Origin of the sequence: Providencia lanzhouensis (assembly GCF_050469745.1) — a bacterium.
GTDB lineage: Bacteria > Pseudomonadota > Gammaproteobacteria > Enterobacterales > Enterobacteriaceae > Providencia > Providencia lanzhouensis.
Genome location: NZ_CP174123.1, coordinates 1800992 through 1817199, shown reverse-complemented (window position 1 = coordinate 1817199; position 16208 = coordinate 1800992). Strand labels below are relative to the sequence as shown.

The following is a 16208-nucleotide window of genomic DNA, read 5'->3' as shown; positions in this document are numbered from 1 at the left end:
TTTAACTATAACCACAAAACATTTTTAGTTGGATTTATGAGTGTTAACAATCCAGCGAAATCAATTATTTATTGCTAAGGAACAGCCCAAAATTGCTTCGCAATGGCTGGAAATGTGGCGTGTCGAAATCAATTCCATTCAGGGGTCAATATGTTTGGACTAACTGCGCTGGAGCTTGCCCGTATTCAATTCGCGTTTACGGTATCGTTCCATATTATCTTCCCTGCCATCACCATCGGACTTGCCAGTTTTTTGGCGGTACTCGAAGGTTTATGGCTCAAAACCCGCGATACTGACTATATAAAGCTGTTCCATTTTTGGTCAAAAGTGTTTGCTGTCAATTTCGGTATGGGGGTCGTTTCTGGATTGGTGATGGCATACCAATTTGGAACTAACTGGAGTTTCTTCTCGGATTTTGCAGGTGGCATCACCGGTCCACTCTTAACCTATGAAGTGCTCACCGCCTTCTTCTTAGAAGCTGGCTTCCTCGGTGTCATGCTATTTGGTATGAATCGCGTGGGCGAAAAGCTTCACTACTTTGCGACGTGCATGGTTGCACTCGGTACCATCATTTCAACCTTCTGGATCCTTGCATCCAATAGCTTTATGCAAACGCCTCAAGGTTTTGAAATTATCGATGGGCGAATTGTCCCTGTCGATTGGTTAGCGGTAATCTTTAACCCATCATTCCCATACCGCTTACTCCATATGACCACTGCGGCATTCTTGGCAGCGGCATTTTTTATTGGTGCATCCGGCGCATGGCATTTACTCAAAGGCAATAAATCCTCCGCCATGAAGAAAATGTTCTCCATGTCCTTGTGGTTGATCCTGATTTTAGCGCCAGTCCAAGCTTTTATCGGCGATGCTCACGGGTTAAATACCCTAAAACATCAGCCTGTTAAAGTCGCGGCAATGGAAGGTCACTGGGAAAATAAACCCGGCGAAGCCACCCCGCTGATCCTTTTCGGCATTCCTAATATGGAAAAAGAAAAAACCGAATATGCCATTGAAATTCCCTACATGGCGAGCCTGATTTTGACACACAGCACCACCAAACAGGTTCCAGCACTAAAAGAGTTTCCACCTGAAGATAGACCGAATGTGTTTATGGTGTTCTGGTCATTCCGCGTAATGGTGGGCTTAGGCATGTTAATGATTGCCGCTGGTGTTTGGGGATTATGGCTCCGTTCGCGTAAAAAACTGTATGAATCCAAACTGTTCCTGCGTTTTATGTTCGTCATGGCGCCATCAGGTTTAATCGCCATCTTAGCCGGTTGGTTTACCACCGAAATCGGTCGTCAGCCTTGGGTTGTCTACGGGTTACAACGTACCGCAGATGCCGTGAGCGCCCATGGTGAAATGCACATGAGCGTGAGCTTGCTAGCCTTCTTTGTGGTGTACGGCGGCGTATTTGGGATTGGCTACATGTACATGATGAAATTAATTCGTAAAGGTATCTCCGAGGAGGCAACTCATGGGCATTGATTTACCACTAATTTGGTTTGTCATCATCGTCTTCAGTATGTTGATGTATATCGTGATGGACGGTTTTGACTTAGGTATTGGTATTTTGTACCCAGCCTTAAAAGAGAGCCAAGACCGAGATTTGATGATGAACAGTGTGGCACCTGTTTGGGATGGTAATGAAACGTGGTTAGTGCTTGGTGGTGCGGCGCTATTTGGAGCATTCCCATTAGCCTATGCCATTGTTTTAGATGCGCTATCGATTCCACTAACCTTTATGTTACTGGCATTGATTTTTCGCGGGGTCGCCTTCGAGTTTCGCTTCCGCGCCGATGAATCTCATCGCCGCCGCTGGGATCACGCCTTTATTTGGGGCTCAATTCTTACTACATTCTCCCAAGGGATTGTGATTGGCGCATTTATTCAAGGCTTCCACGTTGAAAACCGCGTGTATATGGGCGGCTATTTTGACTGGTTCGCACCTTTCCCGCTGTTCTGTGGATTCGGTTTAGTCATCGCTTATGCTTTACTGGCATGTGGCTGGTTGATCATGAAAACGGAAGGACATCTGCGCAAAACCATGTATCGCGTGTTAACCCCATTAACACTGGTCATGTTAGCAGTGATTGGCGTTATCAGTTTATGGACACCAATGTTAAATGACGCCGTTTATGAACGCTGGTTTAGCTTGCCAAACTTGTTTTTCTTTTTACCCGTTCCTCTATTAGTGCTCGGTTGTGTATGGTTGATTTTAAAAAGTGCCAAACGCCAACGTTACGATAGCGTGCCATTTCTTGCTGCATTAATGCTGATTTTCTTAGGATTTACAGGATTAGGCATCAGCGTTTGGCCAAGTTTAATTCCGCCAGCAATTACATTCCGCGATGCGGCAGGTCCTTCAGAAAGCTTAGGCTTTATGCTAGTTGGCGCCCTGTTCATCATCCCTGTTATTTTGGTTTACACCTATTGGAGTTACTATGTCTTCAGAGGAAAAATTACCCCAGACCAAGGCTATCACTGATACAACTCTTCGCTCACCTTGGTGGAAGAAGCTCGGCTGGATGGCGGCAATTTGGTTAGGAAGCGTATTGGCACTATTCGCCTTTTCTTCCTTATTTAGATTGTTGATGACTGCCGCCGGCATGAAAGTGAAGTAAACTCGTTGCCGCAGCATTAAAATGCTGCGGCATATTTATAATTAGACGCTCAATAATCCTGCATCTTTTGAATAGTTTTCCTATAAACATTCATGATATGATAATGATAATAATTAACATATAATAATATTATCATTAAGAAAGGAGACGGTTAGTGGCTAGTGAACAGACTGTTGAAAAAAATATCTACCGCCCAGCGCCCCCACAGCTCATTCAAGTTAAATCCATTGTCGATATCAGCCCTTCTATTCGCAGCATCACATTTACGGGTGAAAAGTTAGCCAATTATCCAACGAAGTGTGAAGGTGGTCATCTCAAAATTTTTATTGCTCCGGACCATCAAAGCCAACCCGCGCTTCCTTTTCTCACTGAAAAAGGACGTAGCTGGCCAGAAGATAAGCCGCGCCCTTTTGTGCGCACTTACACCGTTCGCGCTATTCGCCCTGAGCTCAACGAAATCGATATTGAATTTGCCATGCACGAAGGGGTGGCGGGGCCGGCTTATCTGTTTGCTCGTGATGCAAAACCGGGTTATTGGCTGGGGATCACCAACCCTGGAGGGCCAGATCCACTACTGCCTATCCGCGCACATTACTTTATGGCGGGTGATTCAAGCTCTTTACCCGCAATAGCAGCGCTACTGGAAAAAATGCCTGACACAGCAACGGGACGCGTCGTTTTACGCCTTGACCATCAAACGGATATTCGCGAGTTAACCAAACCGGCTGGTATCGAAATTGATTGGATTTGTGGAGATATTAGCCAGACTACTAATCTGATTAATACCTTTAAATCGTGGGATATTCCAGAATCCGATGTGGGCTTCTGGATTGCTGGTGAAGACCAAATTATCCGTGAATTACGCCGCTTTATTCGACGTGAAAAAGGTTTTGGTCGCGATGATATCTACGCGATTCCTTACTGGCGATATGGCTATGATGAGGAGGGTTATCATCATGAACGTCATGCCGTCATGGATAACCCCGACGACTAATTAAAAAAACTGCCCCTAATCTGGGGCAGTTTCATACATTAATTAGCCTGTGTAGTGGGTTAAACTAGTTATTAGTCATTGTAAGCCATCAGCGCTTTGTGACACAGCTGAGATCTTACACAGTCATCAATCGTGAAGTTGACCATCGAGACCATTTCATCGCTACTAAAACGCTGTAACGCATCCCCCAAACCTGACTGAACGCCGCTTGGTAAATCACATTGGGTTACGTCACCGTTCACAATTACCGTTACGTTCTCCCCCAAACGGGTTAAAAACATCTTCATTTGAGTGACTGTGACGTTCTGCGCTTCATCGAGAATAACAATAGCATTTTCGAATGTGCGACCGCGCATATAAGCAAATGGTGCTATTTCGACTTTAGCAATCTCAGGGCGTAAACAATATTGCAGGAACGAAGCGCCTAATCGCTTCATTAATACGTCATAAACGGGTCGGAAATAAGGCGCAAACTTTTCAGACATATCTCCCGGCAAGAACCCAAGATCTTCCTCCGCTTGCAATACCGGTCTGGTCACAATGATTTTACTGATTTCCTTGTTAATCAAGGCATCTGCGGCTAACGCAGTACTAATATAGGTTTTACCGCACCCTGCCTCACCATTAGCAAAAATCAGTTGTTTGTGTTTGATGGAATTAATATAGAGCTTTTGGGCTTCATTACGTGGTGTTATCGGAGTTTCATCGCGACGTTCTTTCGCCATACCTATCGGCTCAATGCCCGTAAATTCAGCGAAGGAGGTAACGTTGTTCATATCATACCTCCCTGAACGATCTTTGCGTGATGTACGTTTCATTTCACGACGTGCTTTTGTTGCAGCTTTCTGTCTACTCATAGTATTAACCCTTCCAGGTATCGATGATGTCAATTTCAGATGACGAACTATTCAAAACAGAGAGGAGCTCCCTTCAAGCTCTTGTGTAACTTAGGTTGATAATTTGGGTATAAAAAAACCGGTTAACAATCTCATCATGTCAGTTTCATGATGGAGTGGTAACCGGTCTCGCACATTGATTAACAAACACCTAGTTCTCATTAGTTTCTCCTATACAGGCGATACTCGTAAACTAAAGAATCTGCATGACGATATTATGACAATATAAAAAATAATTCACTCGCACTATAAATATTACATTGACCCGAATATCATCAACCTACAACGTTTCCTTATATTAAATATAGCGCGTGTTTTTTTTGAATTGCAACATTAAATTAACAGGAAATGTGTAAATTCACCTACCCATCAGATAAAATGTGAGAAATATCATATAAAAGCTGCAATAACCCATCAATACATTGCATTATTACAGCTTAAATTTGATTAGCGTGGTTTACAATTACCCGCAAGCTGATAACCTTTTGCTTGAGCATCCGCTTCATTAGCAAAGAATTCTGCATTTTTATCCGATAAGGTTTTAAAGCCAGAACAGTGGGATAAATGATATTTCTTTGAATTACGGTTACCTTTTACCTGCATCTCATTTTCCTTGTTTGGGGTAGATTGAGGTGCTGGCAGAGGAACTATTTCACTGGGCTTATCACTCATGTTTAAGCCATCGCCGCTATTTTTGTGTCCTAAACTCCATGTTCTTTCGCCCGTCACAAATGGGTTATGGTGCCCCATCATTTTAGCAATACGCTGGTCACGTTTTTGTTCCCATTCATCCACTGGGTACTGTTTATCCCACGCCATAAATAACTGCTGCTGTTGGCGTGACATGGATAAGTTATAACGGTCATGCATATAGAAGTAGACCCGTGCAACCTGCCCTTTTACCTCGTCGCGTGGCTCAAAGATTCTCTGTTTAAAATCAATACGACTACGACATGCACCGTAAGAATAAGGCGCATTAGCAGGTAACTGACCATAACTCCAATTACTGCGGTCACCGTTCACTTCCCCAATTGAAGGCGCGAGGTTATGCATATCAGCCTCCATTCGAGAAAACACTGGGTCAGTTGAGACGCAATTTTTACGACCGCCATTTTGCCAGCACTGTCTTTGATGACCAAACACCCAAGCAGGAACGATATGTTCCCACTCAATACGCTCCGCACGGCTCTGCTGCTTGCGCACTTGGTAGCCACAGGAGGCTAAATCAACTTGTCCACCACTTTTACCTGTCCATTCCCACTCACAGCCACAGTATAGCGTTCCTTGTCCTTGATGATTTTGATCACCATAAACGAGGCTTTTACTGGACGTTTTCGCTTCAGTGAAGTTGTTCGGTGCAGCATAAACGGAAGAGATAAATAACGAGGAAAAACATACTAACGCAATGATCATGCGCGAAAAATAAAAAATCTGTTTCAAAATAACACCATTGATAGGAAAAAAAGCAATTTATTAAATACAACACGCAAGTTATTCATGCAGAAATTGCTGAATACGCTATGTATACTCGCTAGTTGAATGAAATATAAGTCTTTTTGATATCAATTGGTACTCAATTTTATTACATCAAAAGCAATATCGGAATTTGTGCAATAATATACAAAGAATAGATAACAAACTTTATTAACAAAAAGCGTTAATCACTATCAATTAACGCTTTTGCTATGGCGTGGTTTACTGCTTAATGACTTCAAACAATGAAATATTCTTGAGCATCAAACACTTGGTTTTTTGCGATATAGCCATAATCCCGGTAATGAAATGCCGATAGAGAGCGCACCGACAATAAAAGATGCCCTTAAAAAGTAAGTAACCAGCGTTTCCATTAACTCTGGGGTATAGCCATATTGAGAAATTTTCACCACAGAAATCATTGCGATATAAGCGCTGATCCCCGGAAACATAGGAATAACCGCTGCAACGGTAAAAACTTTTGGATGAGCCAGCCACCAACGCGACCACTGGATGCCAATCATGCCAATTAAAATCGCAGCAAGAAAACTCGCCCATTCAATTTGCAAACCCAGCGACATTAAAATCATTCGTGAACCATAACCAATCGCGCCTAATAGCCCACAATATTTCAGCGCCCTCACAGGCACATTAAATACCATTGCAAAGCCGACGGCGGGGACAGCCGCTAAGACCATTTTCTCAATTAGCTCAATGAAAAACATTAGGCCCACTCCCTTAGATTCCAAATGATCATTGCCAGTACCACGCCGATACAAGTTGCCAGCGTTAATAAGCTCGCCATCATCCAACGAGCGATCCCTGTATTCACATGGCCTTTAAACATATCCGCCACCGCATTAATTAATGGAAATCCTGGGACTAGCAGCAGCACACTTGCCGCCATTGCAATGGTTTCAGTCACATTTAAATAAGGTACTTTGAGTAATAACCCCGAAACGGATGTCGCGACAAATGCTGTAATACAGAAGTTAATCAATGGGTTAATCTGGCGAGATGTTAACACTTGCCGGATATACATCGCACAGCCACTCGCCATAAAGGTGATCAACGCACTTTCCCAACCACCACCGTTAAGGGAACTGAAGCAAGCACAAGAAAGCGCCACCATCACCACCATTAACCAGCGGGGATAACGTAATGGTTTGATACCTGCTAATTTTTTTTGTAGTTGTTTACGGTCAAGTAAATGATGCTCAACGAGGATCACCGCATGCTGAACTTCAGTCACTACATGCATATTAATGCCACGGTCAATAATCCGCCGAGTCGATGTTAAACAGCGCCCATTGATGATTGTGGTTAATACGAGTGAGTTAGATGAAATCGCACTATCTACCTGGTTAGCGCCCAAAGCGATACCTAAGCGTGTTGTTAATTGCTCAACCAGCATACTCTCAGCCCCATGCTGTAATAGCAGCAAACCGCATTCAATACACAGCTTTGTAATTTCTCTCTGTGTATCAACAACTTCTTCTTCTCCCTGCGTTTTTTCATCAATCGTGCAATCCTTCATTCTCTCCCCCAAGGATTTGACAAAAATTCAGATATTGATTTAAACATGATAATATTCATATACATCATAGAGGAAAATAACAAACTGAATTATGACCTCTTTCAGATAATTTAGCCTCGTGCCGCCATTTTGTTAGGAAATTGATTTCATGAACCAGACAAGTTCCGCCAAAACACCAAAAGGACAGCGTCGCCACCAAGCACTTATTACGGCTGCGGCGGATATTTTTCTGCAATATGGTTTTGAAGGCACGACATTAGATATGATCATCGAACGCGCGGGCGGTTCCCGTTCGACGTTATATAAAAACTTTGGGGATAAAGAAGGTTTATTTGCCGCAGTTGTGGCATATATGATAGACGATATTTTTACTGAACCAGACCATAAAGAGCCGCCTTTAGACAGCATTGAAGCGGTATTATCGTTTTATGGTTCGCGTTTTTTAGTCAATGTGATTAAACCCCAATCTATCGGGCTATACCGCTTAATACTAGGGGAATACAACCGCTTCCCTGAGATTAGCCAACTCTTTTTCGAACAAGGTCCCGTACAAAGCTATCAGCGCCTTGCCGAAAAGCTTGCACAAATTCCGACTGTCAAAGTCGATAACGACACACTGTTAAGCATTTCATCCCGTTATTTAGAGATGCTAAAAGCGGATGTTTTTATCAAAACTTTCTGTGTCGAAAACTTTAAACCTAGCGATGAATTTATCCATCAACAAATTGGGCTTTCCGTGGATATCATCGCTAGCTATATTCGTAAAATTAGTACCAGTAAATCATAGCCCATTTAAAATTTCAGTGGCTCGCTGTTGCGCAGCTTGGGAGCTTTCCACTAAAAAAACTTCAGGCCCATAAAGGGATGAAATAACAGGTGCTGTACGTTCCATTTCATCTTTATCTCTCCCATCTGGCTGTAATGTGATCACCATAGCTTGACAATATTCAGCCATCGCCCCTCTTCCTTCTTTCAACCAACGACGTACAAATTTCATACATTCCATGTCTTCTGCTGTTGGTTTTCCTTTCGGTTCCATTGGCGGATAAATTAAAACAAATGGAGTCTTTTTTGCTAACAATTGCTCAAGTTCCGATAACCATGACTGAGTTTCCATCATTGACGTTGGAAACGTATTCATAGCACAGACAGGCCAGTTCTGAGTATTAATCATAATACTGTTATTCATTATCATTCCTTACGTTGGGTTGTTAACTCAATAAAATGTACTGAAATGTACACTTTATTATTACACGCAGTCAATAATGATTATCATTTATAGTTTGCAATTTATGCTATAGCCACTTGCTTTAATATTGGCATGATTAATTTGATAAAAATTAAAACTCACTGAAATATTCATCATTGGTCGATGTCTTTTTAAAAAATGGGATGCTATGCTGACCGAAATATGACTTTTGAAAGTGAAAATATGATGAAAAATATTCTGCCAATTGCATTGGGTCTATTTGTTTCGCTGACTGCATTGAATGCAAATGCAGGACAAGTTTGTGACAAATATTTCAAAGAAATGAATGCGCTAGTTCAATAAGCTGAAGAACAATATAAAAATGAGCCTAATGCGAATGAACAAATCGCATTAATGAAATCACAATTAGAAGACGCGAGAAAAACCCTCGCAAGTTATCCTGAAGATACACAAGAGCAAGCATGTAGCCAAGCATTAACAGCTATTGAGCATGCTAAAGAAACGGTCAATAAATCTTAATTACCCTAAAGAAAAAGACCTGATAACTCAGGTCTTTTCTATGAATCCAATCTGTATATTAAACAATAAAATTATCTTACGACTAAAACGGATATTTTCGCATAAGAGACGATCCCTGAAGCATTCGAACCTAATAAGTGTGTTGAAATACTTGGGTTACGCGAACCAACCACAATAAGGTCGGCATGAACTTTCTCAGCTTCATCTAACACTTTTTCTCTTGGAGAGCCAAACTCCACTTTATAAGAGATCCTATCTGCTGGGAAATCCATATCTTTCACAATATGATTAACCAGTTCAACAAGCTGTTCTTCCGAACGTTCTATTGCCTTTTTTGTAAATGATGCAAGCAAATCATAATGATAGCTATAACTCATCGAAAATCTTGAAACATCCGGTACTGAGTGAAATAGATGGATGTTAGCGTTATCCATTTTTGCTAAATGAATAGCTTGCTTTAACGCTTTATCAGTCAATGCATCTTCAGAAATATCAACGGGAACCAAAATAGTTTTATTCATATAAGCCCCTCTCAAGGATGTATCTCTCATTCAATTTATTCGTTTTTTGAATAGATGAGATAGCGGTTTAATGGTTATTTTTTGCCAATAAAAGTATAGTCTGAATAAAATCAAAATGTCGTGAACTGGTTTACTAATCTGAAAATCAATTCAGTAAAATAACCACAACATTTGGCACTTTATTCAATCTAATCCTCTTCTAAGTGCCACTTATGTAATATGCGATGAATAAACGGCGTGACGATTAAGCCAATACTAATAATGAATACACTTTGTAAAAATAAACCGTAAATAGCGATAAAGAAACGGCCTGTTTGGGTGATTGGTGCCGGCTCAATCGCTTGGCCGCTCAGCATTGATAATGCATTCAGCATAGATTCCATTATCGAATGCCCTTCAATAAAATAAAAACCAATAATCCCAGGCAGTAAGCCAATGAAAAACACTAATAACGCTAAAAAATAAAAACGCAGAACTCGTAAAACAAAATGTTCCATGCGCATTAATTCTTTAGTGAATTTCTCCATAAAAATCCTACTCAGTCCATGCCGATATGCCAATTCAACAATGACCTTGCAAACGACATAAAAAAACCTATGCAACATTACGGGAACTTCATTGCATAGGTTTTAAAAAAGAATAAATTAACGAACAACCAGTACGGATGTTTCTGCGTAACGAACAATTCCTGCCGCAGTAGAGCCTAACAAGTGAGTCGTAATATTTGGACGGCGAGAGCCAATCACAATAATATCGGCATTAATATCTTTTGCGGTGTTAATCACTTCATCACGAGGTGAACCAAACGTAATAGTGTAACTGACATCATCATGAGGAAGATCAATCGAATCCATCAGCATTTTCATGTCTTCTTCTGCTTTCACTGTCGCGCGGTCTTTAATTTCCATATAACCCAACGCATATGCATTGATAATTGCCGAAGAGATAGGCAATACGTGGATCAGGTGAATTTTTGCGCCAGATTGTTTCGCTAAATTTACCGCATGACGAACCGCTTTACTGGTCAACTCTTCTTCAGTGAGATCGATAGGGACCAAAATTGTTTTGTACATAAGCCCTCCTGATAAATTATCGAATAAACATTAACAATAAAATTATAATCAACTGTACGTAAATGTCTCTTATCTCAAAAGATAAATGAGATCTCCGGCTACAAATTAACAACATTATTTCTTTATCAGCACTAAAATTCACTTCATCACTCAGAGAAAAAGCAAAAAATGTTAAATATTTTTCGTAGGAATTAACTGAGATTCCATTAAAACAAACCAATAAAACTATTGATCAATTTGTTTTTTAAGCACTTTTGGGATTTATGATGGGATAAAAAATTATAATAGTTATATGAAAAAAGGGGTTGATTTCTTAAATGAGAATAGTTATCTTTTATCTCGTGAATAGTTGAGTAAATTACTCGGTCTTTTCACAACGACATTGCTCACATTGCTTCCAGTTTAGCTGGCCAACTCGTTTGAGTTGGCCTTTTTTTTATTCTATGGCAAACAGTATTTCATCAAAACTTCGCCTGCAATACCTCATCACTTATTGAGGATCGCCCCCCCAAAGCTCCAGTTTTTCAAATGTCCAACATAGGTTAAACGTTCTGTCGGCATAAAGGTTGGTACATCTCCTGAACGCATGTGCAAAATATCAGCAGGCGTAATCCATGATGAGTTCCCTTCAAACAGTGGTACACCGGCATATTTATACGCATCTAGGACAAACTGCGAACAAAAGAAACCGTTGGCTTGTTCAATATCATCCCCTAATTGCACTGTAGCCAGTGTTTTAAGGCAAAAATTACGGATAGTCTGTCCAATTAGTGGTAATTCGCACACGCGTTTTGTCAGCATCCACGGCGCAATCATGATGATCCCTTTCATGTTGTATTTACCTCCGTCATTAGCAGTAGAAAACTCACGCAGTTTTTCTGCATGAAATGACGTTAATAAGTTATGCCGTAATACAACCATATTATTAGAATCCGTGATTGCTTGGTCGAGAGGAATAATTCTGACTCCACTTCCAACCGATTCTGCCACCTGACCAAATCCTAAATAAATAGAAGCGTGACTCACCCCACTCACACTAAATAAGCGGATCCCCCACGAGTTCACCCCCGTTGCTGAAGACAAAAGGATATCTCCGGGCAGCATATCCGCCACTGTCAATGTTTCAACTGAATCCTTAATCGGGATCGTGTTAGCGTGCTGAATACTAAACTTCAGCTTATTTGATTCATCTTCAGTTTTAAATTGTGTTGAACAACCATTTATAAATAGAAAACAAAAAAATAGCATCCATTGGCATAATTTCATCTACACATATCCATTTTAGTTGTATTTATCATTATTCTCGCTCCCGATTTTATCGACAGAATATGACTATCACACTATTTTATTTTCTTTAATAGATAGAAACTTAGTCGCGATCACAAAAAATTACTGAAGGATCATGAACCATTCCAATGATAAAATACCATCAGATAATTCAAAAAAAGACATGGATATATGAAAGGAATTTATTATTGAGGAACAGAAACCCTCTAGTCAATCTAGAGGGTCACATCTTACCCTAAAATTAAATTAGATATATTCTGGATAAAATACGCTGACGGAATGATAGGTTTTCTTCTCGGTTGCTTTATTTTTCTGTACCGCAACAAATTGCTTATCTTTCAGGTTTTCAGGTAAAGTCGTAGCATTTTCCTTTGCAATCACAGAGACTTGAATATTACGCTTAGAACGACTTAATTTAAACGGCATCCCTAATAAACGACGAGCCTGATTATTACTTACCATCATAAACTCCTTAACTAAAAATTTAAATTCATAAACTGAACATCAAAAAAATAGTCAGTGTAGGTCACTAGGTTTATTTTACTTACTATTTATCTAAAAAATAAAATAAGTAACTTTAGTAGTATAGCAGCAATAAAATATTATTTAATAAAGATTTACTGGACAGTCCCTGTGCGTTATCAATTAATCTTTCAAAAAATAAAAATGAAGTTAATCTCTAATATACGATTAATTATAGAAAGATAACTCCAATATTAAAACTAGTAAGATAGTTATCAGTTAAAAATAATCTCAGCTTTATTTATATTATTGATAAAAAATGATATTAACGGATTGACTCCCCATAAATACGCTCAGTATAGTAAGAAAAAAACACATATAAGGTACTTAGCAATGAAGACTATAGGACTTATCGGGGGAATGAGCTGGGAATCAACCCAACTCTATTATCAGCAAATAAATGAAGGTGTTAAGCAAAAACTAGGAGGGTTGCATTCCGCTAAGATTGTTTTATACAGTGTTGATTTTGCTGAAGTGGAGCATTTTCAATCTCACGGTCAATGGGATCTTGCTGCTGACCATTTAGCAAAAGCAGGGATGAGTTTACAAGCTGCTGGCGCTGATTTTTTAGTTTTGTGTACAAATACGATGCACAAAGTTGCTTCCCAAATCGAAGAAAAATCAAACCTTCCTCTCCTTCACATTGCAGATGCAACAGGCGAAAAAATAATACAATCAGGCATTAAAACTATTGGGTTGTTAGGTACTGCATTTACCATGGAGCAAGCTTTTTATAAAGATCGTCTGATTGATAAATTTAATTTAAGCGTTATCACACCGAATGAGACAGACAGAAAAATCGTTCACGATATTATCTACAATGAGCTGTGTTTAGGCGTTATCTCTGAGGCTTCACGAACCGAGTATCAACGCATTATGAAATCACTCGTTGAACAAGGTGCTGAGGGTATTATTCTTGGATGTACTGAAATTACATTGCTGGTAAATGGAGATGATACTTCCGTGCCCGTCTTTGATACCACGGCAATTCATGCGCAAAGTGCGGTTCAATACGCACTAAAAAACCAGTAAGAGCGAATTACCATACATTAGGATAATTATCATAAAATTATCCTATCATCACCAAAATGCAGATACTTCCCTATTAACGTTTAACATATCTATGTTATTTATTGTCCACCACTAATTTTAGGGCTGTACAGATGAACGAAAGAAAACTTAACAACCTCTCTTTAGGTCAATTCATCAAAGAACAGCGTCTCGCTCGTCAAATAACTGTCACCGAGATAGCCAAAGCCATTTCAGTTTCAGAGCGTACATACTCCCAATATGAAGACGGCTCCTCATCTATATATGTTGCACATCTTATTGCACTAAGCTCCGTATTAAATGTTGAACTTCACACACTGCTCGACGCTTATTTAAATCCAGAATCATAATATTTAAACTCTCCTCTTAGCATAAAGCCTTTAGCTTTCACTTTATGCTAAGTCTCGTTTATTGATGTATTTGAGAGCGCCCTTAGGGTTGAATATAAAATACATTCATCATGAATATTTCTGTTATTTTTCCACTATAAAGTAGGTATTCCACAGGCGTTGCAATCATACTGATAGAGCTCATCATCACTTCTGCGATCATTTCTATTGGGTTAAATACAGGCATATATATTCTCCTTTTCGGACACACTATCTTAGCTAAGTAGTTCCGCATATAGGATTAAGTGCAAATTACTTCTAATAAAATCAATAAAAAGCCCCACACTTGGCGAGGCTATGAATTGTCGTAATTTATCGATTTAACTCAATTCTGGCGGGTTTTTAAGTATTTGATGTATCTCTTCTTTGAGACGAAGTTTTTCTTTTTTTAACTCGATAACATCAGTGCCATACCCACTTCTGTCTGGATGCTCCAGTCTAGCTATTTCATGATCGAGTTGATTATGCCTATTAAATAAGGCTCTAAAATCAGGATCTGACTGACGAAGTTGCGAGATTAAATCACGATACTCTGGGAACATAAGTAATTACTCCATTAGCTGATTAATACGCACGATCCAGTGTCACGTAGATTAAAAATGAAGTCACTTTACTTATTGTAAATATAGGACAAGTATCACTAATATTAACCTATAATTCGACTAGCGAATAAGACTGCTATAATTACGGCTTCACTTTATAGCGGCTCGAGATAGCAATGCGATTAAAAGAACCTATGATGATAGATACCCATTCAATTAATACTAGTTGCTCATCGCTCCAGTGCTCCGCGGCTTTCTCATAAACATCATTAGGTATATGCCCCACATGAACCATATTGACTGATTCAGCCAATAAGAATGCAGCTTTCTCTTTTTCTGAAAAATAATCTGCTTCTTCCCATACAGTAACCAATGCGATTTTATCAATACTCACATTGCATTTTTGAGCGTCTTGGGTATGAAGTCTCACGCAGAAAGCACAGCCGTTAATTTGGGAAACTCTCAATTTAAGCAGGTGGATAAATCCTTCTTCCAATCCTAATGATACTGCTTGCTCATCAATATAATTGCTAATCTCAATCAATTTGTTATACGCATCAGGAGAACTTTTAGATAATGATGCTCTGTTCATATTCACTCCAAGTTATATTGCAATGAGTATATATAACCAGTTTAAATAAGATTCATCTATCGATTTAGTGTTGCATAATCAATGATTAAGCTTATGCAGTCAATTTGTAACTCTCGTCAATCAACGCTTTAAGCTCATCTTCAGGAAATCCACTGTCCAACTTTATAGTAATCCAGTGCTCTTTATTCATATGATATGCTGGATATACCCCTTCCTTTAACCTCAATGAACCAACTAATTCAGGAGGAGATTTGAGGTTTATAATATTAACCATCTCATCACTCTCGCTTTCGTATAATCTCTTTGAAGAAATCGTCAGAATGACAGCAAACCACTTTGCGTTATTTTTATGTCTATAAATAATGTAACTAGGAAACTTAGCCCATGGGTACTCAGCGACAGCACCATAATTACTCTGGATATATTCCATAAGTTCATTTTTGTTCATCTCACCATCCCACTGATAAGTTTCAGTTATGCTAACTTAGCGAGAATATAAATTGCAACAAACGAAAAAATACGCGAATTTAGCCTAACTTATGACACTATTGTCAAAATAAAAATTTTAGGTAATCTTACATAAGTTTATTATGTAATTACCTCACTAAATTACTTTTTAGGAAAAATTATGTTTGAATCTAAAAATATGCCATTAATTTCTTTCCGCGCTTTTTTAAAGCGAATGCTATTACATTTTGGTTACGCCTTTGCACTTATCGTTACCACTTTACTCATTGGCATTGTCGGGCATATAGCTTTTGATTCGAGCATAAGTTGGCATGATGCCACATTCAACAGTGCCTTTATAGCTAATGGAATTGGTCCATACATTGTTCCGCAAAACATTTCAGGAAAGATTTTTTTCGCTTTTTATGGTGTATTCACCAGTCTGGTTTTTATGACCACTCTAGGATTGATATTTGCACCTATTGCTCATCGAATGTTACACAAATTCCATTTAGATGATGAGTAAAAAACC

General features: G+C 39.4%; 23 protein-coding genes. 9 read left to right on the top strand and 14 right to left on the bottom strand.

From position 1 onward, the window contains the following. Positions 1-150 precede the first annotated feature (150 nt). The 4 genes from ACIH2S_RS08600 (at position 151) to ACIH2S_RS08585 (ending at position 3618) form a co-directional block, all read left to right on the top strand. Positions 151-1488 (top strand): cytochrome ubiquinol oxidase subunit I, encoded by a 1338-nt coding sequence (locus ACIH2S_RS08600; RefSeq protein ID WP_036954708.1) that lies wholly within the window; start codon positions 151-153, stop codon positions 1486-1488. Continuing rightward, complete coding sequence (gene cydB / locus ACIH2S_RS08595; RefSeq protein ID WP_036954711.1) at positions 1478-2488, top strand: cytochrome d ubiquinol oxidase subunit II; 1011 nt, start codon at positions 1478-1480, stop codon at positions 2486-2488. Before ACIH2S_RS08600 ends, cydB begins: the two co-directional genes overlap by 11 nt. Next, complete coding sequence (locus tag ACIH2S_RS08590) at positions 2445-2624, top strand: DUF2474 domain-containing protein (protein ID WP_071992173.1); 180 nt, start codon at positions 2445-2447, stop codon at positions 2622-2624. Before cydB ends, ACIH2S_RS08590 begins: the two co-directional genes overlap by 44 nt. Before the next feature lie 154 nt (positions 2625-2778). Next, positions 2779-3618: a siderophore-interacting protein gene (locus ACIH2S_RS08585; protein WP_349487786.1), complete on the top strand. Its 840-nt coding sequence runs from the start codon at positions 2779-2781 to the stop codon at positions 3616-3618. Between the two features lie 71 nt (positions 3619-3689). Here ACIH2S_RS08585 and phoH read toward each other — a convergent pair whose 3' ends face one another. The 4 genes from phoH to ACIH2S_RS08565 form a co-directional block, all read right to left on the bottom strand. After that, positions 3690-4475, bottom strand: coding sequence for a phosphate starvation-inducible protein PhoH (phoH, locus tag ACIH2S_RS08580; protein WP_036954719.1), 786 nt, complete (start codon positions 4473-4475; stop codon positions 3690-3692). 486 nt (positions 4476-4961) lie between these two features. Further along, on the bottom strand, positions 4962-5927 hold the full coding sequence (locus tag ACIH2S_RS08575; RefSeq protein ID WP_148444747.1) for an endonuclease: 966 nt from the start codon (positions 5925-5927) through the stop codon (positions 4962-4964). A 323-nt stretch (positions 5928-6250) separates the two neighbouring features. Continuing rightward, entirely contained in the window at positions 6251-6712 is a 462-nt protein-coding gene (locus ACIH2S_RS08570; protein WP_080675670.1) for a threonine/serine exporter, read from the bottom strand. After that, positions 6712-7524: a threonine/serine ThrE exporter family protein gene (locus tag ACIH2S_RS08565; RefSeq protein WP_272534160.1), complete on the bottom strand. Its 813-nt coding sequence runs from the start codon at positions 7522-7524 to the stop codon at positions 6712-6714. Before ACIH2S_RS08565 ends, ACIH2S_RS08570 begins: the two co-directional genes overlap by 1 nt. 148 nt (positions 7525-7672) lie before the next feature. On the opposite strand from ACIH2S_RS08565, the gene ACIH2S_RS08560 reads away from it, so the two are divergent. Next, positions 7673-8311 carry a TetR/AcrR family transcriptional regulator gene (locus ACIH2S_RS08560; RefSeq protein WP_036954735.1) on the top strand — a complete coding sequence of 213 codons (639 nt, stop codon included), beginning with the start codon at positions 7673-7675 and terminating at the stop codon, positions 8309-8311. On the opposite strand, the gene ACIH2S_RS08555 is transcribed toward ACIH2S_RS08560, so the two are convergent. Next, complete coding sequence (locus tag ACIH2S_RS08555; RefSeq protein ID WP_051422785.1) at positions 8306-8713, bottom strand: hypothetical protein; 408 nt, start codon at positions 8711-8713, stop codon at positions 8306-8308. The two genes, ACIH2S_RS08560 and ACIH2S_RS08555, sit on opposite strands and share 6 nt — an antisense overlap. Before the next feature lie 414 nt (positions 8714-9127). On the opposite strand from ACIH2S_RS08555, the gene ACIH2S_RS08550 reads away from it, so the two are divergent. Continuing rightward, the gene (locus ACIH2S_RS08550; protein WP_430248482.1) at positions 9128-9253 is read left to right on the top strand and encodes a DUF5339 family protein; all 126 of its coding nucleotides are present in this window, start codon (positions 9128-9130) and stop codon (positions 9251-9253) included. 71 nt (positions 9254-9324) lie between these two features. Here the strand turns inward: ACIH2S_RS08550 and ACIH2S_RS08545 are convergent, their stop codons facing one another. From ACIH2S_RS08545 to sra, 5 genes are all read right to left on the bottom strand, one after another. Next, on the bottom strand, positions 9325-9774 hold the full coding sequence (locus ACIH2S_RS08545; protein ID WP_036954742.1) for a universal stress protein: 450 nt from the start codon (positions 9772-9774) through the stop codon (positions 9325-9327). A gap of 188 nt (positions 9775-9962) precedes the next feature. Further along, a complete protein-coding gene (locus ACIH2S_RS08540) occupies positions 9963-10301 on the bottom strand; it encodes a hypothetical protein (protein WP_036954745.1) in 339 nt (112 codons plus the stop codon). A gap of 117 nt (positions 10302-10418) precedes the next feature. Then, complete coding sequence (locus ACIH2S_RS08535; protein WP_006660028.1) at positions 10419-10847, bottom strand: universal stress protein; 429 nt, start codon at positions 10845-10847, stop codon at positions 10419-10421. 486 nt (positions 10848-11333) lie between these two features. Continuing rightward, a complete protein-coding gene (locus ACIH2S_RS08530; RefSeq protein ID WP_036954749.1) occupies positions 11334-12113 on the bottom strand; it encodes a YaeF family permuted papain-like enzyme in 780 nt (259 codons plus the stop codon). A gap of 267 nt (positions 12114-12380) precedes the next feature. Beyond that, positions 12381-12599, bottom strand: a complete 219-nt coding sequence (sra, locus tag ACIH2S_RS08525; protein WP_230082493.1) for a stationary-phase-induced ribosome-associated protein — start codon at positions 12597-12599, stop codon at positions 12381-12383. A 390-nt stretch (positions 12600-12989) separates the two neighbouring features. On the opposite strand from sra, the gene ACIH2S_RS08520 reads away from it, so the two are divergent. Continuing rightward, complete coding sequence (locus ACIH2S_RS08520) at positions 12990-13688, top strand: aspartate/glutamate racemase family protein (RefSeq protein ID WP_108478225.1); 699 nt, start codon at positions 12990-12992, stop codon at positions 13686-13688. A 131-nt stretch (positions 13689-13819) separates the two neighbouring features. Next, positions 13820-14056, top strand: coding sequence for a helix-turn-helix domain-containing protein (locus ACIH2S_RS08515; protein WP_036954760.1), 237 nt, complete (start codon positions 13820-13822; stop codon positions 14054-14056). 82 nt (positions 14057-14138) lie between these two features. Here ACIH2S_RS08515 and ACIH2S_RS08510 read toward each other — a convergent pair whose 3' ends face one another. From ACIH2S_RS08510 to ACIH2S_RS08495, 4 genes are all read right to left on the bottom strand, one after another. After that, the gene (locus tag ACIH2S_RS08510) at positions 14139-14282 is read right to left on the bottom strand and encodes a hypothetical protein (protein WP_187369791.1); all 144 of its coding nucleotides are present in this window, start codon (positions 14280-14282) and stop codon (positions 14139-14141) included. Between the two features lie 133 nt (positions 14283-14415). Beyond that, on the bottom strand, positions 14416-14637 hold the full coding sequence (locus ACIH2S_RS08505) for a YdcH family protein (protein WP_108478997.1): 222 nt from the start codon (positions 14635-14637) through the stop codon (positions 14416-14418). Positions 14638-14779: 142 nt separating this feature from the next. Beyond that, positions 14780-15229, bottom strand: a complete 450-nt coding sequence (locus ACIH2S_RS08500) for a carboxymuconolactone decarboxylase family protein (RefSeq protein ID WP_430248481.1) — start codon at positions 15227-15229, stop codon at positions 14780-14782. 91 nt (positions 15230-15320) lie between these two features. Continuing rightward, on the bottom strand, positions 15321-15677 hold the full coding sequence (locus tag ACIH2S_RS08495; RefSeq protein WP_036954770.1) for an MmcQ/YjbR family DNA-binding protein: 357 nt from the start codon (positions 15675-15677) through the stop codon (positions 15321-15323). A gap of 180 nt (positions 15678-15857) precedes the next feature. Between ACIH2S_RS08495 and ACIH2S_RS08490 the strand changes: the two genes are divergently transcribed. Then, positions 15858-16202 carry a hypothetical protein gene (locus tag ACIH2S_RS08490; protein ID WP_036954774.1) on the top strand — a complete coding sequence of 115 codons (345 nt, stop codon included), beginning with the start codon at positions 15858-15860 and terminating at the stop codon, positions 16200-16202. The last annotated feature ends 6 nt before the right edge of the window (positions 16203-16208 follow it).